This is a genomic window from Streptomyces canus, from assembly GCF_041435015.1.
Classification (GTDB): domain Bacteria; phylum Actinomycetota; class Actinomycetes; order Streptomycetales; family Streptomycetaceae; genus Streptomyces; species Streptomyces canus_G.
Window position 1 is genome coordinate 7049146 of record NZ_CP107989.1, and the last position, 19437, is coordinate 7068582.

Annotated in this window: 19 protein-coding genes; 13 read left to right on the forward strand and 6 right to left on the reverse strand. The window is 70.4% G+C overall.

Annotated elements, in window-relative coordinates:
- The first annotated feature begins 328 nt into the window (after nt 1–328).
- The 6 genes from OG841_RS32150 to OG841_RS32175 all read left to right on the forward strand — a co-directional run bounded on the left by OG841_RS32150 (nt 329) and on the right by OG841_RS32175 (nt 7593).
- Nucleotides 329–1348, forward strand: coding sequence for a LacI family DNA-binding transcriptional regulator (locus OG841_RS32150; protein WP_328638188.1), 1020 nt, complete (start codon nt 329–331; stop codon nt 1346–1348).
- 118 nt (nt 1349–1466) lie between these two features.
- Entirely contained in the window at nt 1467–2468 is a 1002-nt protein-coding gene (locus tag OG841_RS32155) for an ABC transporter substrate-binding protein (RefSeq protein ID WP_328638187.1), read from the forward strand.
- Nucleotides 2469–2611: 143 nt separating this feature from the next.
- The gene (locus OG841_RS32160; protein ID WP_328638186.1) at nt 2612–4150 is read left to right on the forward strand and encodes a sugar ABC transporter ATP-binding protein; all 1539 of its coding nucleotides are present in this window, start codon (nt 2612–2614) and stop codon (nt 4148–4150) included.
- Nucleotides 4147–5232: an ABC transporter permease gene (locus OG841_RS32165; protein WP_328638185.1), complete on the forward strand. Its 1086-nt coding sequence runs from the start codon at nt 4147–4149 to the stop codon at nt 5230–5232. The genes OG841_RS32160 and OG841_RS32165 overlap by 4 nt, the downstream gene beginning before the upstream one ends.
- Entirely contained in the window at nt 5232–6263 is a 1032-nt protein-coding gene (gene yjfF / locus OG841_RS32170; RefSeq protein WP_328638184.1) for a galactofuranose ABC transporter, permease protein YjfF, read from the forward strand. Before OG841_RS32165 ends, yjfF begins: the two co-directional genes overlap by 1 nt.
- A 145-nt stretch (nt 6264–6408) precedes the next feature.
- Nucleotides 6409–7593 (forward strand): SCO2400 family protein, encoded by a 1185-nt coding sequence (locus tag OG841_RS32175; protein WP_442759703.1) that lies wholly within the window; start codon nt 6409–6411, stop codon nt 7591–7593.
- A 40-nt stretch (nt 7594–7633) separates the two neighbouring features.
- On the opposite strand, the gene OG841_RS32180 is transcribed toward OG841_RS32175, so the two are convergent.
- The gene (locus tag OG841_RS32180; protein ID WP_069759237.1) at nt 7634–8068 is read right to left on the reverse strand and encodes a MarR family winged helix-turn-helix transcriptional regulator; all 435 of its coding nucleotides are present in this window, start codon (nt 8066–8068) and stop codon (nt 7634–7636) included.
- Nucleotides 8069–8159: 91 nt separating this feature from the next.
- Between OG841_RS32180 and OG841_RS32185 the strand changes: the two genes are divergently transcribed.
- Together OG841_RS32185 and OG841_RS32190 are read left to right on the forward strand one after the other, a co-directional pair.
- Nucleotides 8160–9158, forward strand: coding sequence for an NADP-dependent oxidoreductase (locus OG841_RS32185; protein ID WP_371567546.1), 999 nt, complete (start codon nt 8160–8162; stop codon nt 9156–9158).
- Nucleotides 9159–9254: 96 nt separating this feature from the next.
- The gene (locus OG841_RS32190; protein ID WP_365117454.1) at nt 9255–9674 is read left to right on the forward strand and encodes an organic hydroperoxide resistance protein; all 420 of its coding nucleotides are present in this window, start codon (nt 9255–9257) and stop codon (nt 9672–9674) included.
- A gap of 75 nt (nt 9675–9749) precedes the next feature.
- Here OG841_RS32190 and OG841_RS32195 read toward each other — a convergent pair whose 3' ends face one another.
- Both OG841_RS32195 and OG841_RS32200 read right to left on the reverse strand, forming a co-directional pair.
- Nucleotides 9750–10901 (reverse strand): serine hydrolase domain-containing protein, encoded by a 1152-nt coding sequence (locus OG841_RS32195; protein WP_365117451.1) that lies wholly within the window; start codon nt 10899–10901, stop codon nt 9750–9752.
- A gap of 15 nt (nt 10902–10916) precedes the next feature.
- On the reverse strand, nt 10917–13451 hold the full coding sequence (locus tag OG841_RS32200) for a M14 family zinc carboxypeptidase (RefSeq protein ID WP_371567549.1): 2535 nt from the start codon (nt 13449–13451) through the stop codon (nt 10917–10919).
- Nucleotides 13452–13626: 175 nt separating this feature from the next.
- On the opposite strand from OG841_RS32200, the gene OG841_RS32205 reads away from it, so the two are divergent.
- From OG841_RS32205 to OG841_RS32215, 3 genes are read left to right on the forward strand one after another with little or no spacing between them, the layout of a single operon-like run.
- A complete protein-coding gene (locus OG841_RS32205) occupies nt 13627–14490 on the forward strand; it encodes a hypothetical protein (RefSeq protein WP_371567550.1) in 864 nt (287 codons plus the stop codon).
- Nucleotides 14491–14514: 24 nt separating this feature from the next.
- Nucleotides 14515–15318: an EI24 domain-containing protein gene (locus OG841_RS32210; protein WP_371567552.1), complete on the forward strand. Its 804-nt coding sequence runs from the start codon at nt 14515–14517 to the stop codon at nt 15316–15318.
- Nucleotides 15302–15784: a GNAT family N-acetyltransferase gene (locus OG841_RS32215; RefSeq protein ID WP_365117439.1), complete on the forward strand. Its 483-nt coding sequence runs from the start codon at nt 15302–15304 to the stop codon at nt 15782–15784. Before OG841_RS32210 ends, OG841_RS32215 begins: the two co-directional genes overlap by 17 nt.
- Here OG841_RS32215 and OG841_RS32220 read toward each other — a convergent pair.
- Nucleotides 15732–16979 carry a pyroglutamyl peptidase gene (locus OG841_RS32220; RefSeq protein ID WP_328638175.1) on the reverse strand — a complete coding sequence of 416 codons (1248 nt, stop codon included), beginning with the start codon at nt 16977–16979 and terminating at the stop codon, nt 15732–15734. The two genes, OG841_RS32215 and OG841_RS32220, sit on opposite strands and share 53 nt — an antisense overlap.
- A gap of 75 nt (nt 16980–17054) precedes the next feature.
- A complete protein-coding gene (locus OG841_RS32225) occupies nt 17055–18011 on the reverse strand; it encodes a LysR family transcriptional regulator (RefSeq protein WP_365117436.1) in 957 nt (318 codons plus the stop codon).
- Between the two features lie 58 nt (nt 18012–18069).
- On the opposite strand from OG841_RS32225, the gene OG841_RS32230 reads away from it, so the two are divergent.
- Both OG841_RS32230 and OG841_RS32235 read left to right on the forward strand, forming a co-directional pair.
- Nucleotides 18070–18459 (forward strand): RidA family protein, encoded by a 390-nt coding sequence (locus OG841_RS32230; protein ID WP_328638173.1) that lies wholly within the window; start codon nt 18070–18072, stop codon nt 18457–18459.
- Nucleotides 18460–18470: 11 nt separating this feature from the next.
- A complete protein-coding gene (locus tag OG841_RS32235; protein ID WP_328638172.1) occupies nt 18471–18794 on the forward strand; it encodes a YrdB family protein in 324 nt (107 codons plus the stop codon).
- Nucleotides 18795–18797: 3 nt separating this feature from the next.
- Here the strand turns inward: OG841_RS32235 and OG841_RS32240 are convergent, their stop codons facing one another.
- On the reverse strand, nt 18798–19379 hold the full coding sequence (locus OG841_RS32240; protein WP_328638171.1) for a TetR/AcrR family transcriptional regulator: 582 nt from the start codon (nt 19377–19379) through the stop codon (nt 18798–18800).
- Nucleotides 19380–19437: the final 58 nt, after the last annotated feature.

A 19437-nucleotide genomic window follows, 5' to 3' on the forward strand; every position in this document is an offset into this window, starting at 1 on the left:
ATGGCTGCACATGGAGGTTGTACGGCCGCGCGAAACCGTCCCCCTCCTCAACTCCTGCAGCTTGAGGCGTTATTCAACCGTGACGACACTTCTCGCTGCAGCCCTCTTGACCGCCGTGAATTGTTAGCGCTCACAATTACCTCCGCATTCACCGATCGGTGCCCACCGGCATCCAAGGAGGTACGAGCGTCGTGTCGGCACTGCTCCCAGCCACCCCACCGGTCGATGTCACGGGGTTGTCCGGAACGCCGGAGTGACCCGGGCGGCGCGGAATCGTCCGCCCACGACACAGGACCTGCCCACAAGCGATCGCCAAGGAGGTGCGGCCGTGAACGACGTACAGCTCCGGCCACCCACCATGGCCGATGTGGCACGCCTGGCCGGGGTGTCCCACCAGACCGTCTCGCGCGTCCTGGGGGATCACCCCAATGTGCGGGACGAGACGCGTGCCAGGGTGCTGCGTGCGATCGAGGAGATGGGCTACCGCCGCAACTTCTCGGCGCGGGCCCTGGTGACCCGGCGCACCCGGACCCTGGGTGTGGTCGCCTCCAACACCACCCTCTACGGACCGGCCAGCACGCTGTTCGCGCTGGAGGAGGCGGCGCGCGCCAAGGGGTACACCGTCTCGACGGTCAGCCTGCGCAAGCTCGCGGTGGAGACCCTCTCCGAGGCCCTGGACCATCTCAGCGAGGGCGGGGTGGAGGGGGTGATCGCCCTCGCTCCGCAGCGGTCGGCGGTCGAGGCCCTCGCGGAACTCCGCCATCCCTTCCCGGTGGTGGCCGTGGGGACCGGCTCCGGCGCGGACATCCCCAGCGTCAACGTGGACCAGCAGTTGGGCGCCAGGTTGGCCACCGGCCATCTGCTGGCTGCCGGTCACCGCAACGTCTGGCATCTCGCCGGACCCGAGGACTGGCAGGAGGCCGCCGACCGGGCCGTCGGCTGGCGGGCGACCCTCGAAGCGGCGGGCGTCGAGCCGCCGCTGCCGCTGCGGGGGGACTGGAGTCCGCTGTCGGGCTATCGTGCGGGCCAGGAACTGGCCGGCTGGGTGGGCCGCGGACTGACCGCCGTCTTCGTCGCCAACGACCAGATGGCACTGGGGGTGTTGCGGGCGCTGCGTGAGGCGGGCGTACGCACTCCCCAGGACGTCGCGGTGGTCGGCTTCGACGACATCCCGGAATCGGAGTTCTTCGCTCCACCGCTCACCACCGTCCGGCAGGACTTCGCGACGGTGGGCAAGCGGAGCATCGCCCTGCTGCTGGATCTCATCGAGGGCCGGGCGCCCTCCGGGACGCCCGGAGTCGCCATCGAACCCCAACTCGTCGTCCGGGCCAGCACCGCACCCGACTGACGCGACACCAAGCAGTACCAATCGGCAACATTCGCACACCAGTGTGACCGATATTTCGAATAATGATCGACAGGCTGGACGCAGTGCGATCGGTCCTGGCTCTTCAAAGGAGAAGAACATGCTCAACAGAAGGAACTTCCTCACTGCGGCGGTCGGCGTGGCGGCGGCGGGCACCCTGGCGGCCTGCGCCAAGGAGGACAAGGGATCCAGCACCTCCTCCGACGGCAGCAAGGCGATCACCCTCGGCTTCTCCCAGGTCGGCTCCGAGAGCGGCTGGCGCAGCGCCAACACCGACTCGGTGAAGTCCGCGGCCAAGGAGGCGGGTTACAACCTGAAGTTCTCCGACGCCCAGCAGAAGCAGGAGAACCAGATCTCCGCCATCCGCAGCTACATCGCGCAGAAGGTGGACGTCATCGCCTTCTCCCCGGTCGTCGTCACCGGCTGGGACGCGGTGCTCAAGGAGGCCAAGACCGCGAAGATCCCGGTGGTCCTCACCGACCGCTCCGTCGAGACCTCCGACGAGTCCCTGTACGTCACCCTGGTCGGCTCCGACTTCACCGACGAGGGCCGCCGCGCCGGCAAGATCCTGGAGAAGGTGCTGGAGAAGGCCGGCCACAAGGGTCCGGTGAAGATCGCTCAGCTGGAGGGCACCACCGGTGCCGCCCCGGCGATCGAGCGCGCCAAGGGCTTCAAGGAGGTCATGGACGCCGACCACAAGGACGACTGGAAGATAGTCGTCAGCCAGACCGGTGACTTCACCCGCGCCGGCGGCAAGCAGGTCATGGCGGCCTTCCTCACGTCCAACCCGGACATCAACGTCCTCTTCGCGCACAACGACGACATGGCCATCGGCGCCATCCAGTCCATCGAGGCGGCCGGCAAGAAGCCCGGCAAGGACATCCTGATCGTCTCGATCGACGGCGTGAAGGACGGCTTCGTGGCCATGTCCGAGGGCAAGATCAACGCCATCGTCGAGTGCAACCCGCTGCTCGGCCCGCAGCTGATGGACACCGTGAAGAAGGTCAAGGCCGGCGAGTCGGTCGAGCGCTGGATCAAGACCAAGGAGGGCGACTTCATGCAGGACCAGGCCAAGGCCGCGCTCCCCAGCCGCAAGTACTGAGCGACCGCACGCACTGATTGACCGCGGTACCGACCGACCGCACCCACCGGCAGGGAGCCTCCGGCAGGCCGAGCACAGCTCGGCTCAGGGAGGCTCCCCGCGGGCCGTGAACGAGATTCGCCGAGTCCATGAGGAGCGCTGCCATGGCAGAGCCGCAGCCCGTCCTGGAGATGACGGGCATAGTCAAAGAGTTTCCGGGGGTAAGGGCTCTGTCGGGCGTCGACTTCCGGCTCTTCCCCGGCGAGATCCACGCCCTGATGGGCGAGAACGGGGCAGGGAAGTCCACCCTGATCAAGGTGCTGACCGGGGTCTACTCCCTGGACGGCGGCACCGTCACCCTCGACGGCAAGGCCGTACGGATCGGCAGCCCGCTGCAGGCGCAGCACGCCGGCATCAGCACGGTCTACCAGGAGGTCAACCTCTGCCCCAACCTGTCGGTGGCGGAGAACATCTTCATCGGACGTGAACCCACCCGCGCGGGCCGCATCCAGTGGAAGCGCATGCGCAAGGAGGCGGCGGAGCTCGTCGACCGCCTCGGCCTCGACATCGACGTCACCGCGCCGCTGTCCTCTTACCCCCTCGCGGTGCAGCAACTGGTCGCGATCGTACGGTCGGTGGGCACCGGCGACAGCGACGGCGAGGGCTCCGGCACCAAGGTCCTGGTCCTGGACGAGCCGACCTCCAGCCTCGACCGCGACGAGGTCCTCGAACTGTTCCGCCTGATGCGGCAGTTGAGGGACGAGGGCGTGGCGATCCTCTTCGTCTCCCACTTCCTCGACCAGATCTACGAGATCTGCGACCGTATGACCGTCCTGCGCAACGGCACCCTGGTCGGCGAGCACATGGTCCGCGACCTCGACCAGGTCGGGCTGATCGAGCTGATGATCGGCAAGGCCCTGGACCAGCTGGAGGAGCTCCACGACCAACAACTCCACGCGGACGTGGGCGAGTCGCTGCTGAAGGCGGAGGGCCTCGGCAGGGCCGGCGGCATCGCCCCCTTCGACCTGGACATCAAGAAGGGCGAGGTCGTCGGCCTCGCGGGCCTGCTCGGCTCCGGCCGCACCGAACTGGCCCGGCTGCTCTTCGGCGCCGATCAGCCGGACAGCGGCACGGTGACCATCGGCGGCAAGCAGGTCTCCATGAGCGCCCCGAACGACGCCATCGGCGCCGGGGTCGCGTTCTGCTCGGAGAACCGCAAGACCGAGGGCCTGGTCCCGGATCTGACGGTCCGTGAGAACATCATCCTCGCCCTGCAGGCGGCCCGCGGCTGGACCCGTCCCATCCCCACCGCCCAGCGCGACGAACTCGTCGCCAAGTACATCAAGGCGCTGGACATCCGCCCCGCCAACCCGGAAGCCCGGGTCGGCCAGTTGAGCGGCGGAAACCAGCAGAAGGTGCTTCTCGCCCGCTGGCTGATCACCCAGCCGAAGCTGCTGATCCTGGACGAGCCGACGCGCGGTATCGACATCGGCGCCAAGACGGAGATCCAGAAGCTGGTGGTCTCCCTCTCCGAGGACGGCATGTCCGTGCTCTACATCGCGGCCGAGCTGGAGGAGGTCCTCCGCCTCAGCCACACCATCGGGGTGCTGCGCGACCGCAAGCTGGTGGCACAGCTCACCAACGGGCCCGAGATCACCCCCAGCAAGATCCTCGAGACCATCGCGAGCGGAGAACACCAGTGACCACCACCTCCCGCTGGCGAGCACTGACGCACCATCACCTGTTCTGGCCGGTCGCGGTCCTGGTAGCCCTGCTGCTCGTCAACGTCCCCTTCACGCCCGACTTCTTCGCGATCCACATGACGAACGGCCACCTCTACGGCAGCCTCGTCTCGATCGTGCTGTTCGGCTCGCCCCTGATCCTGGTGGCGGTCGGCATGACCCTGGTCATCGCCACCGGCGGCATCGACCTCTCGGTCGGCGCCGTGGTCGCCATCACCGGGGCCCTGACCTGTTCGTACATCAGCGACCAGGCCGACCAGGGTGCCCTGTCCTCCGTGCTGCTCGCGATGGGCCTCGGCCTGATCGCGGCGGTGGTCTGCGGCCTGTGGAACGGCTTCCTCGTCGCCAGGATGGGCATCCAGCCGATCATCGCGACCCTCATCATCATGGTTGCCGGCCGTGGTGTCGCCCAGCTGATCACCGACGGCCAGATCATCACCATCAACAGCGAGCCGTACAAGCTCATCGGCGGCGGCTACTGGCTGACGCTGCCCTTCTCCATCTTCGTGGTGGCCGCGGTCGTGGCCGTCACCGTCCTGCTGACCCGCCGCACGGCCCTCGGCCTGCTCGTCGAGTCGGTGGGCGGCAACGCCGAGGCCAGCCGTCTGGTGGGCATCCGGTCGATGCGCATCAAGATCATGGTGTACGTGTTCTGCGCGGTGTGCGCGGGGATCGCGGGCCTGATGATCAGCTCCAACACCTCGGCCGCGGACGGCAACAACGCCGGCCTGTGGATCGAACTCGACGCGATCCTCGCCGTCGTCATCGGCGGCACCTCGCTGCTCGGCGGACGCTTCTCCATCGGCGGCACGGTCATCGGCGCCCTGGTCATCCAGACCCTCACGACGACGATCTACACCATCGGCGTTCCCACCCAGACCAACCTGGTCTTCAAGGCAGCCGTCGTCATCGTCGTGTGCCTGCTCCAGTCCCCGAAGTTCCGCGCCAAGGTCTTCGGCGCCCGCGCGAAGGCCGCGGCCCCGGCAGCGCCCGCCGCGGTCGCCGAGCCCGCCGACTCCGCTCCCAAGATGGAGGTGTCGTGATGAGTACGACCACCAAAACTCCCGCGACACCGGGCGCTCCGGAGCGCCGTACGACGTCCAGGTCCGCCCGCCTGCTCGGCGACCGACGGCTGCCCGTCCTGGTCACGGCCGGCCTGTTCCTCGTGATGTACATCGTCGGCCTCAGCCGGTACCAGAACTACGGCTTCGGCGACTCGCAGGTGTTCCTCAACCTGTTCATCGACAACGGCTATCTGCTGGTCGCCGCCGTCGGAGCCACCTTCGTCATCATGTCCGGCGGCATCGACCTGTCCGTGGGCTCGGTGATCGGCTTCACGACGATGCTCACGGCGTGGCTGGTGCAGGACGTGGGCCTGCCCCTGCTCGTGGTGATCCCCATATCCCTGGCCGTGGGAGCGTTCGGCGGCTTCCTCATGGGCTATGTGATCCACAACTTCGAGATCCAGCCGTTCATCGTGACGCTCGCCGGTCTCTTCCTCTTCCGGGGCCTGTGCCTGGTCATCAGCAAGGAGTCGATCGCCATCGACGACTCCGAGGTGAGCAGCCTTGCGCAGACGCGGGTACCGCTGGGCGTGGGGGACCTGTCGATCGGCGCCGTCGTGGCCCTGGTCGTCCTGGCCGCGGCCTTCTACATCCTCCACTACACGCGTTTCGGGCGCCGGGTGTACGCCATCGGCGGCAACGAGCAGTCGGCCCTGCTGATGGGCCTCCCGCTGGGCGGCACGAAGATCGCGGTCTACACGATGAGCGGCTTCTGCTCCGCGCTGGCCGGCCTGCTCTTCATGCTCTACATCCAGTCCGGTGACCCGCTGCACGCCGTGGGCATGGAACTCGACGCGATCGCCGCGGTGGTCATCGGCGGCACCCTGCTGACGGGCGGCTCCGGCTATGTCCTGGGCACCCTCTTCGGCGTCCTCGTCCTCGGCCTGATCAAGAGCATCATCCAGTTCGAGGGCACGCTCAGCTCCTGGTGGACGAAGATCGCCACCGGTGTGCTGCTCTGCGCGTTCATCCTGATCCAGCGCGTGATGACGACCCGTAAGAAAAACTGAGCCGACGGGGAACCGGCGATGTCGGTTTCGATGCGATCGGGGTGGAACATCCTCCACCCGCCGCGCCGGAACGGTCGGTTCCCCACACAACCTTCACAGCTGTCTCTAGGAACGCTACCGGTTGGGAACTTAATCTTCCCGCGTCATGGACTTCTGCCTCCCGTGCCGACGGCACCTCAATGGCGCCCTCGCTTGCCCGGGGTGCGGCACCTCGATCGAAGAGCTACGCGCGTACGCCCCCCGTGTACCGGCCCAGGCCCAGCCGCAGGAGCCTTCGGTGACCCCGGCGTACGTGGCGTACGGAGCCGAGGAGCAGTACGGCGGCCCTTTCCTTGCGGGGGACGCCCATGCGGGCGCGTACGCGGGCGGGACGGGTGGGTACGGCGGTCAGGGGGCGGCCGGGGCGTACGGCACGGGTGCGACTTCTCAGTACGGCGGAGGCGGCGACGAGTTCACGCCGTACGGCGGAGACGGGCACGGCCCCACCTCGTACGGCCCGGGTGGTGTGGCGCACGACGCCGGCGGTCACGGTGGCATGGCGTACGGCGGGGACGGTCGTGGCGCAGCCTCCCCCGCGGGCGATCCCACAGGTGGTCGATCGGCGGAGGCCGGGGCGGGCTACGGCTCGACCGGGGCCGACATCGGCTCGGGTGCCGGCGTCGAGGCCGACGTGAGCGGCGCAGTGGCCGAGGGCGCGGCGGAGCCGACCGGCGGCCGGGCCTCGCGGCGGCGCGCGCGGGGCCGGAGTGCGGAGAACGCCGACGCTCCCGCCCCCTCCGTGAACCCCGAGGACGCCCACGCCGACGAGCACGACGAGGACGACCTCGACGACCCCACCGGCGGAGCCAGTCGTCGCGATCGCAAAGCCGCGGCTCACCGCAGGCGCCGCCGCCGGACCCTGCTGGTCGCTGCCGGGTTCGTGCTCGCGGCCGGCGGTCTGAGCCTCGCGGAGCTGGGGATGGACGCCCCCGGGTCTTCCCCCAAGCCGGCCGCGGCGGGCGGGGAGTCGGCCGAGGGCGGCGCCGCCCCGGAGGCGAGCGAGTCGGCGTCGGCGGCGGCCGACTCCGGTGGAGCCGTTCCTTCGGGATCACCCTCCCCGAAGGTCTCCGAATCCCCGTCGGCCTCCGCGTCCAAGAGCGAGGACGCCGACGCAAGCAAGAGCCCCGACCCTCAGTCGGCGCCCACCAAGGCTTCCGGTGCGTCCACCCCCACCGCGACATCCACGTCCGCGGGCGGCGGCTCGGCCCCCACCGCCACCCCCACCACCCCGGCCCCGAGCCCGGACCCGTCCCCGACGGAGTGCGAACGTTTCCTGTGGTGGTGCACCTGAGACCTTCGCTCAAGTGAAGCGAAGGCTCCGGAAGCAACGCCTACGCGTCCCGCATCCGCCGCAACAGATCCCGCAGTGACTCCCGCTCCCCCTGGGACAGCCCGGCCAGCGGCTCCCGCGCGAACCGCAGCCCCTCCCGCAGCTCACGGGCCACCTGAACCCCCGCTTCCGTCGCCGCCGCCACCTTGACGCGCCGGTCCGCGGGGTCGGGCCGCCGCTCCACCAGCCCGCGTGCCTCAAGACGGTCGACTATCCCGGTGACGTTCGACGGCTCGCACTTCAGTTTCTGGGCCAGCTTGCGCATGGGCAGCGGCTCGAGGGACAGCAGACTCAACAGCCGCGCCTGCGCCCCGGTGAGGAGGTGCTCCGCGGCCGCGTCCTCGTAGTCCGAGTAGAAGCGGGCCACCACGTCCCCGATGAGCTCCACGACTTCCATGGTCAGCGCGTCGGGCCGGGTCTTGTGAGGAGTGGGCATGGGCTCCAGGGTACCCCTTTACTTGACAACCTGAAATATTCAGAGGCATTGTTGTTTCAGGTACTGAAGTAAATGGAAAGGTCCAGGCATCATGATCAACCGCGAATGGCACCTCCTCTCCCGCCCGGTCGGCTGGCCCAAGCCGGAGGACTTCGCCCTGGTCGAAGCCGAGGTCCCGACCCCCGGTGAGGGCCAGGTGCTGGTCCGCAACAAGTACCTCTCCGTCGACCCGTACATGCGCGGCCGCATGAGCGCCGCGAAGTCGTACACCGCCCCCTTCGAGCTCGACAAGGTCATGCAGGGCGGCGCGGTCGGCGAGGTCGTGGAGTCCAACGCCGAGGGCATCGCCGTGGGCGACCACGTGCTGCACTTCTTCGGCTGGCGCGAGTACGCGGTCGTACGCGCCGAGAGCGCCGTCAAGGTGGACGCGGACGCCGCGCCCCTGTCGACGTACCTCGGCGTCCTCGGTATGACCGGCCTCACCGCCTACGCCGGCCTCCTGCGCACCGCCTCCTTCAAGGAGGGCGACTCGGTCTTCGTCTCCGGCGCCGCGGGTGCAGTCGGCAGCCAGGTCGGCCAGATCGCCAAGCTCAAGGGCGCCTCCCGGGTCATCGGCTCCGCCGGCTCGGACGAGAAGGTCAAGCTGCTCGTCGAGGAGTACGGCTTCGACGCGGCCTTCAACTACAAGAGCGGCAAGGTCAGCGACCAGCTGCGCGAGGCGGCCCCGGACGGCATCGACGTCTACTTCGACAACGTCGGCGGCGACCACCTGGAGGCCGCCATCGGCTCCCTCAACCAGGGTGGCCGGATCGCGGTCTGCGGCATGATCTCCGTCTACAACAACACCGAGGCGGCCCCCGGCCCGCGCAACCTCGCCCGCCTGATCCAGACCCGAGGCCGGATCGAGGGCTTCCTGGTCGGCGACCACTACGACCTCCAGCCGGAGTTCGTCTCCGAGGTCGGCCCGTGGGTGGCGTCCGGACAGCTCAAGTACCGCGAGACGGTCGTCGAGGGCATCGAGAACAACCTGGAGGCGTTCCTCGGGGTCCTGCGCGGCGACAACACCGGAAAGATGATCGTCAAGCTGTAGCCCTGTGCTGGATTTCCGGCATGCGGTAACTTCTTTCCGAATTCCGCCGTCGATCGTGGGCGCGAGTCGCGGTGGACCGAGGAGGAAGACACCCGCATGTCCATCCAGCAGACCGATGTCCTCTACACGGCCGTCGCCACCGCCGAGAGCGGCCGCGACGGCCGTGTCGCCACCGACGACGGCAGGCTCGACGTGGTCGTCAACCCGCCCGAGGAGATGGGCGGCAGCGGCAGCGGCACCAACCCGGAGCAACTCTTCGCCGCCGGGTACAGCGCCTGCTTCCAGGGCGCCCTCGGCGTCGTAGCCCGCCAGGAGAAGGCCGACCTGTCCGGCTCGACGGTCACCGCGAAGGTCGGTATCGGCAAGAACACCGACGGCTTCGGCCTCATCGTCGAGATCTCCGCGACCCTCCCGAACCTCGCCCCGGCCACGGCCCGCGCCCTCCTTGAGAAGGCCCACCAGGTCTGCCCGTACTCGAAGGCGACCCGCGGGAACATCTCCGTGACGCTCGCCTGACGGAGCTCGTTGGTCGTACAGGGCGGAGGCGGCACTCCTGGACGTGGGGTGCCGCCTTTGCTCCTGCCCTACGGCTCACACGGCCAGAGCCGCCTGATGTACGGCCCTCACGAACCGCTCGTTCTCCGGCGCCGCCCCTCCCGGGAACGCCATCCGGCGGCGCGTGTAGCCGTAGGCCAGGCCACTGCGGGGATCGGCGAAGGCCTGGGAGCCGCCGGCGCCGCTGTGGCCGAAGGCGCCGGCCCCGAGGAAGGGGTGCCACATGTCGGCCGTGGCCTGGAAGCCCAGCCCGTAGGACTTGTGGGCGCGGGCCACCAGGTCGTAGCCGATCGACTGGATCTGGCCCACCTCGGCGATGGTGTCCGGCTTCAACAGGGGCGGCCGGTCGGCCACTTCGCTGATCGCCGCCGCGTACATCCCGGCCAGCCCGCGGGCGGCCGCCACTCCGCCCGCCGACGCCGGCCCCTTCGCCCGTACGGCACGGGAGTTGGCGTAGCCCACCAGGTCACCCGGGTTGGACACCTGTTGGTTGAAGGCGATCGCGGCCAGGGTGTGCGGACCTGCCGGCGCCGCGTCCAGCAGGGCCTGCTGCTCGGCGGTCGGGGCCATCGGCTGCACCGAGCGGTAACGGGGTTCCAGCGCCTCGGGCAGCCCCAGGTGGAAGTCCAACCCGTACGGCGCCCGGATCCGCTCCTCGTACACCTCCTGGAGCGAACGGCCGGTCGCCCGGCGCACGATCTCGCCGCTGAGCGCCCCGATCACCAGCGCGTGATACCCGAACGCCGTGCCGGGGCGCCAGAACGGCTTCTGGTCCGCGAGCCGTTCCGCCACCGCCCGGTCGTCCGTCAGCTCCTGCGCGCTGAACCCGGCGTCCAGCCCGATCACCCCGGCCCGGTGCGCGAGCAGATCGCGCAGGGTCAGCTGGCCCTTGCCCTCGGCCCCGAACTCCGGCCAGTAGTAGGTCACTTTGCGGTCCAGCTCCAGCGTGCCCTCCTGGACCAGGAGCGCGGCCACCAGATGGGCGGCACCCTTGGTCGACGAGAAAACGCCGTAGAGGGAGTCCGGTCCGACGCCCTCGCCCGCCCACAGATCGACGACCCGTCGACCGTGCACATACGCGCTCAACTGCCCCTCGTAGTCGGGCCGTTCGCCCGCCACGAAAGCGGCGAACTGCTCGCGCACCGCCTCGAAGCCGTCCGCGACGGTGCCGTGGATCTCCTGCGTCATCCGCTCTCCTCAACCTCAGCCGCTGCTCGCGTGTGCCATGGTGAACAATGCCCGCCCGACCTGGGCGAACTCCCCCTTCGGGTGATCCCTGAAGAGAGGTTCGGTGCCGAACAGGACGGCGCTTTGGCCGCTGACGACCGAGGCCTGCCCGGCCGCGGCGGCGGGACCGCCGGAGCCGTCCGGCAAGGGCCGCCAGTGCCCGGAGACCAGCGGACCGCCGGTGGCGTACGACTGTTCCACCCGCACCCCCGGCCCGAGATCGGTGAACCAGACCGGCGCGTAGACGAACCCGTGATCGGGGGAGCCCGGGGCCCCGGCCGTCACCGGCCCCGAGTTCACCACGCGCACCACGCCGTTGGCGTCCCCGTTGCCCTCCACCGGCTTCGCGGCCAGCAGCCCCGTGGCCGCGCTCAGTTCGGCCCCGGCGACCCCGCGGCCGACGAGCCCGTGTCCGGCGCCCAGGAAGGCGTCCAGGGCCGTGCGGGCACCGGTGGTGAGGGCGTCGCTGTCCAGCCCCGCCGACACGAACAGCACGTCCACCGACGACCAGTCGAAACCGGCGTTCAGGACGGCCGTCGAGACCGGGGTGACCTCGAAGTTCATCTCCCGCAGCGCGAACAGCTCGCCGGGCGTCACGGCGGCGGCCACGCGGGTGCGGTGGAGCGCGGCCGTGCCGGTCTGCCGGGTCGCGTCGAGGACGACGTCGTAGGCGCGGGCGGCTTCGGCGGCACGGTTCCGCGCCGACGCGGGCACGATCGCACTGCCGTCGGCGGCCCGCCGTACCGAAACTCCTTGCCGGAGCAGCGAGTTGAGGGCTGCGATCTCCTGCGGGTCGGTCAGCCGCAGCCGCAGATCTCCGCGCGGTGCGACGTGACCGACGTGCGCGGCGGCCCGGACGCGCCTCAGTGGCGCACCGGCGAGGCTCCCCGACGTCACCGGCGTGACCGTCGCGCCCCACAGCCGGCCCAGGCTCCAGCCCGAGATGTCGTACATCACCGAGACCTTGTCGCTGATGTCCCGGCCGTCCGCGAGCAGCACGTTCGCCAGGCCCCGCTTCGGCTGGCGCATGTCGACGACGTACGAGCCCTTCGGATACGTCCGTCCGCCGAGCCGGAGGTCACGGCTCGCGCGGCCGACGCGGACGTCGTTGGCGAGGAGGTGGTCGACCAGCCGGGCGGCGGCCGTCGAGCCCGAGGGAATCACGTACGCGCGGGGGAAGGAGGTGGTGTACACGTCCTCGGGCCCGATGCCCGGCACCCCGGGAACCGTCTCCTCGGACACCGGCACCTGTGCGGCCCCCGCCGCCCCGCGCCGGAAGACCTCGATCTGGTCGGCGATCAGCGACGTGCGCTGCTCCTGCACGAAGTCGAGCGTCGCCCTGATGGCCGCGCCCGCCACGGCCGTGTTGATCGCGGACCGGCGCCGCAGCTCCGCGACGGGCAGGCTGTCGTACAGGGAGTTGTTGACGGCCAGCGGGATCTCGACCGTGTGCGCGGCGACCGTGCCGTGGAAGGCCGCGTACTGCGGGGTGAAGATCGGCGGCCAGTCGTCCCAGCCCTCCTCCTGGTCCCGGAAGGGGATCTGCGCGGGCTCGACACCGTCCTTCGCGGGGGAGTAGCCGAGGCCGTTGACGGCGGCCTCCATGCCGAGGGCGTTGGCGTAGGTGTTCTTCAGGAAGAGGTCGTACTCGTAGTTCTCGCCGTGCGGGGGAGTGGTGGGCTCGATGAGCGTGCCGTTGACGTACCCGTGCAGGTCGAGCATCACGGCCGGCTGCTTGTCGATCTCGATCTGCCGCATCGCCCGCACCTCGGGCTGCGAGGCGGTCACGAAGTCCCGGTTCAGGTCGAAGCCGCTCGCGTTCGCGCGGGTTCCGGCGATCCGGCCGTCGGGGTTCGCGGTGATGTTGAAGTACAGGCGGGAGTGGGCGAGAAGGCTCTTCGTACGGGTGTCCTCGGCGGTCGCCAGCTGCTCGACGATCTTCAAGGAGGCGTCCGTGCCCTCCCACTCGTTGCCGTGGATGTTGTTGTTGAAGAAGACGGGCGCCTTGTAACCGGCCTTGATCTCCTTGGACTTGGCGGCACTCGCGGGCGCGTTCTCGATCAGCTCGCGCATCCGCTCCTGGGCGCGGGTCCGGGCGGTGGTCTCCGGGGCGGTCACGGTGACCAGGTAGAGCCGGTGCCCGCCCGCCGAACGCCCGGCGACCTCGACGCTCACCCGGTCGCCCAGCCGCTGGAGCGCGTTCAGCCGCGGGGCGATCGCGTGGTACGGGGTGAGGCCCAGCTTGACGGACTTGTCCGCCGGGTTCACCGGGTCGGGGGTGAGGACCTGCTCGCGCGGATAGCCCCGGGTGGTGTCCGTGAAGCCGGTGGTGGAGGCGGTGAGCGCCCGCCGGGTGGCGCTCTCCGGGGCCCGGGCCACGCCGTGGTCGCCGGCGCTCTCGCGGGTGGGGGGCTCGGGGTCGGCGCTCGCGCTGTTCGGGGTGAGCAGCAGCGAGCCGGTGAGGGCGATGAGCAGGACAGGTCTCGCAGGAACGGTTCTCGTGGTGTGCACGCGTACCTCCTGAGGGGCTTCCTGAGATCGGTACGGCGAGATGTACCTGTTCGACTCAACCGCAACAAGAGGGAGTTCGTGGCGCGGATGCCACGGATGGCGCAACTCGGGTGCCCGGACGGGGCATGCTGAGGGCGGCGGAAGCGGGCGGCGAGCGAGTCCACAGGAGAGGCCCATGGCGACGATCCCTTCGCTCCCCAGCAGGGACGAAGTACTGCGCATGGCACGGAACACCACCGACATCACCGGCCAGCTCCTGGACACGGCCCAGAACATCACCAGGATCGCGATCAACACCTTCGATCCCCGGGACGGTTCGGGTCCCGAGGTGCTGCGCGTCCTGCGCGAGACGACGGCGGAACTGGCCGAGGCGAGCGCGTCCCCGCAGGCCCAGGAGGCGTTCTACCGGATCGTCGACACCCTCACCCGGCTCGGCACCACCGGCGCCCCGCTGGCCGTGCACCCGGTCAGTGAACCGGCGCGGGCACTGCTGGCGGCGCTGGGCGACAGTCTGCTGCCCGTCCTGGACGCGGTGGAGCCGGCGGTGGAGGAGTTCGCGACCGCGCTGGGCGAACTGGTCGAGGCGACTTCCCCGTTGCTCCCCGCGGCGGCGGGCGTGGCCGCGGGGACACTCCTGGCCCTGACTCCCCTGATCCGCGCGGCGACCGGGGTCCTGCGCGACTCGACTCCCGAACTCCGGCGGATCGCCGACGCGTTGACGGCTGCGCTGGCCCCGCTGATGCCCTTGCAGGTGACCCTGGCCGAACGCGCGGCGGCCGCCGGTGCGGGGGCCGTACGGGCGTCCCTGCCGCCCCTCGCCGACCTCACGGACGTGGCGGCGGCCACGGCGAAGGCGGCCCGGCCGGCGCTGATCGCCGGTGAGGAATTCTTCGTGTCCGGCCTGGAGCGGCTCCAGCCCGCGCTGATGGCCGCGGCCTCCCACGCGGGCAGCGTGGCACGGGCGGTGGCGGTCAGGGTGTCGGCGGCGGTGTCCCCGGCGGCGGAACAGGGGGTGGTGGTGGCCGTATCCCCGGTCTGACGGGCACCCGATAGGGTTCGGGGCATGCGTGATCTCGGGGCGGGCTTCCACTATCTCCTGAAGGGCCAGCGGTGGGTGGCCCGGCACGGCAAGCAGTACGGTTTCGGCCTGATCCCGGGCCTGATCACCCTGGTGCTGTATGGGGCGGCACTGGTCGCCCTGGCCACCTGGGGTGAGGACTTCGTGTCCTGGGCGACGCCGTTCGCCGACGACTGGTCGAGTCCGTGGCAGGGCCTGTTCCGGGGCTTCCTCACGGTGGTCCTGTTCGCGCTGGCCCTCCTCCTCGCGGTCCTCACCTTCACGGCGGTCACCCTCCTGATAGGCCAGCCCTTCTACGAGAACCTCTCCGAGAAGGTCGACCGGGACGTCTCCCCGGACGGCACGGCCCCCGAGTCCGGCCTCCCGCTCTGGCGCGAGCTGTGGATCTCGGCGAGGGACAGCCTCCGCATCGTCGTCCGCGCCGTCCTGTGGGCGGTCCTGCTCTTCGCCCTGGGCTTCGTCCCCGTGGTCGGCCAGACCCTGATCCCGGTACTCGGCTTCTTCGTCACGGGCTTCTTCCTCACCGAGGAGCTCACCGCGGTGGCCCTCCAGCGCCGAGGCGTGGACCTCCGGGCCCGCCTCACGCTGCTGCGCTCCCACAAAACCCTCATCTGGGGCTTCGGCACCCCCCTCGCCCTGGCCTTCGTGGTCCCCTTCGTCGCGGTGTTCCTGATGCCGGGCGCGGTCGCGGGGGCGACGCTGATGGCACGGGAACTGCTGGGGGAGGAGACACAGGACGGGGAGGACGAGTCCGACGAGGAGACGGTGTCCGGTGGGCTCGGAGCCTGAGGCGAGGATCCGCCCGGCGACGGTCACGGACGCGGAGCCCGTCTTCCGCCTTCTCCGCGCCTTCGCCACCACCTACCGCCCCGGCCACGACCGCTTCACGACCGTCACCTTTCCCGAGGTCCTGCGGGCGGCCGCCGAGCACCGCGCCGAGTTCCTGGTGGCCGACCAGGAGGCCCAGGTCGTCGGATACGCCTACGCGGCCCGGATGCCGACGCTGTTCGCGGGCGGCACGATCCTCGAACTCCTCGAACTCGCCGTGGACACGCCCCTGCGCGGCCGCGGTACGGGCTCCCGGCTCGTCCGGGCCATGCAGGACCGCGCGCGGCACGCCCAGGACGTGGAGGTCACCGTCCCGACGCGCAGGGCCGCCGACTTCTACCGCCGCCTGGACTTCACCGAGACGGCGACCTACCTCAAGTGGCCTTCTCCACCGCCACCACCAGAATCGCCCGCACCTGCGCGATGATGTCCAGCCGGTTCCTCACGAACCCCGGATCGGTCACCGTCCCCGTCGCGGGATCGGTGTTCCCGGCTCCGAACTCCAGGACAGGCGTGTGCACATGCCCACCCGGCAGCACGTCGTGCAGTCCGAGCCGGTCCCGCAGCAGCGTGACCCGGTAGGCGATCTCGTTGGAGAGATAGTTCCCACCGCCCCCGGCCCGCGCCGTGGACCCCGCGCTCGGCCCGTCCGCCCGTACGACAGGCACGGTCCCGCCCGCCGGGATCTCGGTCACACTCGTGTTGTCGTAGACGGGGAAGCGCCCGGTGTCCGCGTCCACGATCGCCTTGTACGGCAGCGTCGTCGACGTCCACTGCGGTTGCGAAGCCGGATCGGCAACCGGCACCACCCCCGTCACCCCGACGTTGTCGTTGTCCGGAAAGCCGCCCCGCCAGGCCCCGTTGGTCCGCTCGACGTCGAACCGCCCCACCCGCCCCTGGCTCACGGTCGTGAAGAGATCCACCTTCTTCAGATACGGCCGCAGTGCCCGCTCCACGGTCCGGTCCGTGAAGTCCTGCCATCGCACGGGGAAGACGACGGTCTCCACGCGCGCAGGACCCTCCGCCGTCTCGATCACGGTCCCGTCGAGCGCGAGCGCACTCGCCCCGGACGGATTCGAGATCCGTATGTCCCGGTCCAGCGTGAACGGATCGAACCCGGTCACCAGGACCCGCTTCAGCCGGTCCCCGCCCGGATACCGCACAGCGGTCTGCCCCCGCGAGGTCCGCTCCAACTCAGCCAGCAGGGCGGCACGTTGGGCCTCGGAGAGGCCGAAGGACGGCTCCCAGGTCCGTACTTCACGGGTCATCCCCAACCGCGCCCAGTACAACGGCCGATCATCGTCACGGCTCAGATCCCCACCGGTCGGCCCCCGCCCCTGTGCCCGGTCGACGGCCCGCTTCCACAGCGCGGACCCCTGCCGTACGACGATCTTCCGCGCCTCCGCGTAGGAACGCGCCGTTCCGAGCGCCCGCGTGAAGCGGAGCGGCACGGCGTCGAATCCGGACCGTTCGAGGATCTCCCGCGGCACGGCCTGGTCGAGCCGCTGCTCCTCCACCGTGGGCGAGGGCGCGGCCGCGGCGGCCGCGGGGCTCGCGGGGGCCGCCGACCCCGTCAGCAGGACCAGTCCGAGGATGCCGATCCGAACACGTAGGGAAATCAAGGGAGTTCAGGTCCTTCCGTCGCTGTGGGGCGCGAGTGGTGCCGGACGACGGCAGTATCGCGTGACGGAAGTGGTCTACGCCATGGGGGCCGACGGACCGGGAATCCGCCCCGCCGCCTCCCGCAGCGCCCCGACGAACGCCTCCACGGCCGGCGAAGGCGACCGCCCCCGCAGCACCGCCGCGTACACCGCCCGCGCCGGAGCCCCCTCGTCGAGCACCGGCAGCAGCACGACGTCCGGCCGCACGGACTCCGCGGCGAGCGCCGGGACCAGCGTCACGCCGAGCCCCGCGGCGACGTACCCCTGCTTGGCGGTCCACTCGCCGACGACATGCGCGATCCGTGGCCGGAAGCCCTGCCTCAGAGCGGCGTCGAGCAGCGTCCCCTCGGGGCGCGGGCTCCCGGAGATCCAGTCGGCGTCCGCGAGCCGCCCGAGCCGCACCGGGCCGGCGCCCTCGCCCACCAGGGGATGGCCGGCCGGGACGGCGACGTACAGCGACTCGTCGAGCAGATGGCGCAGTTCGTACGCCGACAGCGGTGCGCCGCCCGTCGTGGAGACGACCGCGAGATCCAGCCGCCCCTCGGTGAGCCGGTCGAGGAGTGCCGGCGTGAGCCCCTCCTCGCGGGAGACCCGCACACCGGGATGGCGGGTGCGGAAGGCGCCGAGGGCGTGCGGGACCAGCGCCGCGTCCGCCGTCGGGAACGCCCCGAACCGCAGTCGCCCGCCCGCCACTTCACGCAGCGCGGCCAGTTCGCGCGCTGCCGCGTGCAGCGCCCCGGTGACGGTCTGCGCGTACGGCACGAGCGCGCTCCCGGCCTCCGTGAGCCGTACGCCCCGCGGCAGCCGGTCGAACAGCGGCGCCCCGCCCAGCGCCGCCTCCAGCGAGGAGATCTGCCGGGACACCGCCGACTGCGTCCAGCCCAGGGTGCGCGCGGCCACGGTGAACGACTCGTGCCGGGCGACCTCCAGGAAGACCCGCAGCCAGACGGTGGCGAGGTCGGGAGGAGGAGCGGTGCGATGCGGGTTCGGCATGGCGGCCATGCTGGACATTCGCTTGTCGCATCGCAAGGGCGGACCTAGCGTCGACGGCATGCAGATCACCCTCGACAGTCCCGCCGGCGCACCCCAGCCGCTGAGCCCCTACTACTCCCAGGTCGCCCGCGTCGAACAGGCCGACGGCAGCGCCCTGTTGTTCGTCTCCGGCCAGATCGCCGAGGGTGCCACGCTCGCCGAACAGTCCCGGGGCGTCTTCGAGACCCTCGCCGCGCTGCTGGAGGCGCACGGGGCGAGCCTGGCCGACGTGATCAACATCCGCACCTACCTCACCGACATCACGGAACTGGAGGAGTACGGCGCCGTGCGAAGGGAGTTCCTCACCGGCACCCCGCCCACCAGCATGACCTTCGAGGTGTCCCGGCTCTTCCGGCCGGAGGCGCGGATCGAGATCGAAATCGTGGCGGCGGTGCCGGGGACCGGGTGATACTGCCGCCCATGAAGGCGGTCAACGCGGGTGTTCTCTTCCTCATCGAGCTCGGGGCCCTTGCGGGTGCCGCGTACTGGGGCTTCACCCAGGAGATCGGCCCGACCTGGCTGCTCGGCCTCGCCGCACCCGCCGTACTCGTCGCCCTGTGGGCGCTGTTCGGCTCACCGCGCGCGAAGTACAGGACGAGCGGCGCCGGTCGCGTCGGCTTCGAGGTGTTCTGGTTCGGGGCGGGCGCGCTCGCCCTGTTCGCCGCCGGAGCCCAGGTCTGGGCGGTCGCCTTCGCCGTCGTCTGCGTGGTGAGCAAGGCACTTGCCGTCGCCTGGAGCCAGTGACCCTCACTCCGCCGTCTCGCCCAGAAGTCGCAGAAAGTCCCGGAACGCCCCGGGCATGTCCACCGACTCGGGGTCCAGCAGCCACTGGTACTGCAGGCCGTCCATGACCGCGACCAGCAGCGGCGCGGTGCGTTCCGGGCTCAGCCCGTTGGGGAGCCGGTCGCCGTACTCGGTGCGCAGGGCCACCGTCATCGACGCGCGCACCCGGGTGTAGCGGTCGGTGAAGTACTCCCGTGCCGGATGCCCTTCCGTCACGCTCTCGCCGAGCAGTGCCGAGAAGGTCTGGATGATCCCCGGCCGCATCGCGTTGTACTCGACGAGCGAGGCGAGCAGGTCGACCCGCCAGTTGCCGTTCGGCACCGCGTCCCACTTGTCCCGCTCCTCCAGCACCGCGACCAGCAGCGCGTCCTTCGTCGGGAAGTGGTGGAGCAGCCCCTGCTGGGTCAGCCCGACCCGCTCGGCCACCGCGGCGAGGCTCGCGCCCCGGTAGCCGCGCTCGGCGATGACCTCCAGGGCCGCCCGGACGATCTCGGCCCGGCGCTCCTCACTTCTGGTCCTGGCGTTCATGGCGTCACCGTACGACATCCCGGAAACCGGAATATAACAGCCGTATAACGAAACCTACCACTCACCAGGTAATCGA

What these genes read in the sequence shown, in the direction of transcription:
- OG841_RS32155 (WP_328638187.1), top strand. Translation starts at nt 1,467, where the DNA reads ATGCTCAACAGAAGGAACTTCCTCACTGCGGCGGTCGGCGTGGCGGCG.
- OG841_RS32160 (WP_328638186.1), top strand. Translation starts at nt 2,612, where the DNA reads ATGGCAGAGCCGCAGCCCGTCCTGGAGATGACGGGCATAGTCAAAGAG.
- yjfF (WP_328638184.1), top strand. Translation starts at nt 5,232, where the DNA reads ATGAGTACGACCACCAAAACTCCCGCGACACCGGGCGCTCCGGAGCGC.
- OG841_RS32175 (WP_442759703.1), top strand. Translation starts at nt 6,409, where the DNA reads ATGGACTTCTGCCTCCCGTGCCGACGGCACCTCAATGGCGCCCTCGCT.
- OG841_RS32180 (WP_069759237.1), bottom strand. Translation starts at nt 8,068, where the DNA reads ATGCCCACTCCTCACAAGACCCGGCCCGACGCGCTGACCATGGAAGTC.
- OG841_RS32185 (WP_371567546.1), top strand. Translation starts at nt 8,160, where the DNA reads ATGATCAACCGCGAATGGCACCTCCTCTCCCGCCCGGTCGGCTGGCCC.
- OG841_RS32190 (WP_365117454.1), top strand. Translation starts at nt 9,255, where the DNA reads ATGTCCATCCAGCAGACCGATGTCCTCTACACGGCCGTCGCCACCGCC.
- OG841_RS32195 (WP_365117451.1), bottom strand. Translation starts at nt 10,901, where the DNA reads ATGACGCAGGAGATCCACGGCACCGTCGCGGACGGCTTCGAGGCGGTG.
- OG841_RS32205 (WP_371567550.1), top strand. Translation starts at nt 13,627, where the DNA reads ATGGCGACGATCCCTTCGCTCCCCAGCAGGGACGAAGTACTGCGCATG.
- OG841_RS32210 (WP_371567552.1), top strand. Translation starts at nt 14,515, where the DNA reads ATGCGTGATCTCGGGGCGGGCTTCCACTATCTCCTGAAGGGCCAGCGG.
- OG841_RS32225 (WP_365117436.1), bottom strand. Translation starts at nt 18,011, where the DNA reads ATGCCGAACCCGCATCGCACCGCTCCTCCTCCCGACCTCGCCACCGTC.
- OG841_RS32230 (WP_328638173.1), top strand. Translation starts at nt 18,070, where the DNA reads ATGCAGATCACCCTCGACAGTCCCGCCGGCGCACCCCAGCCGCTGAGC.
- OG841_RS32235 (WP_328638172.1), top strand. Translation starts at nt 18,471, where the DNA reads ATGAAGGCGGTCAACGCGGGTGTTCTCTTCCTCATCGAGCTCGGGGCC.
- OG841_RS32240 (WP_328638171.1), bottom strand. Translation starts at nt 19,379, where the DNA reads ATGTCGTACGGTGACGCCATGAACGCCAGGACCAGAAGTGAGGAGCGC.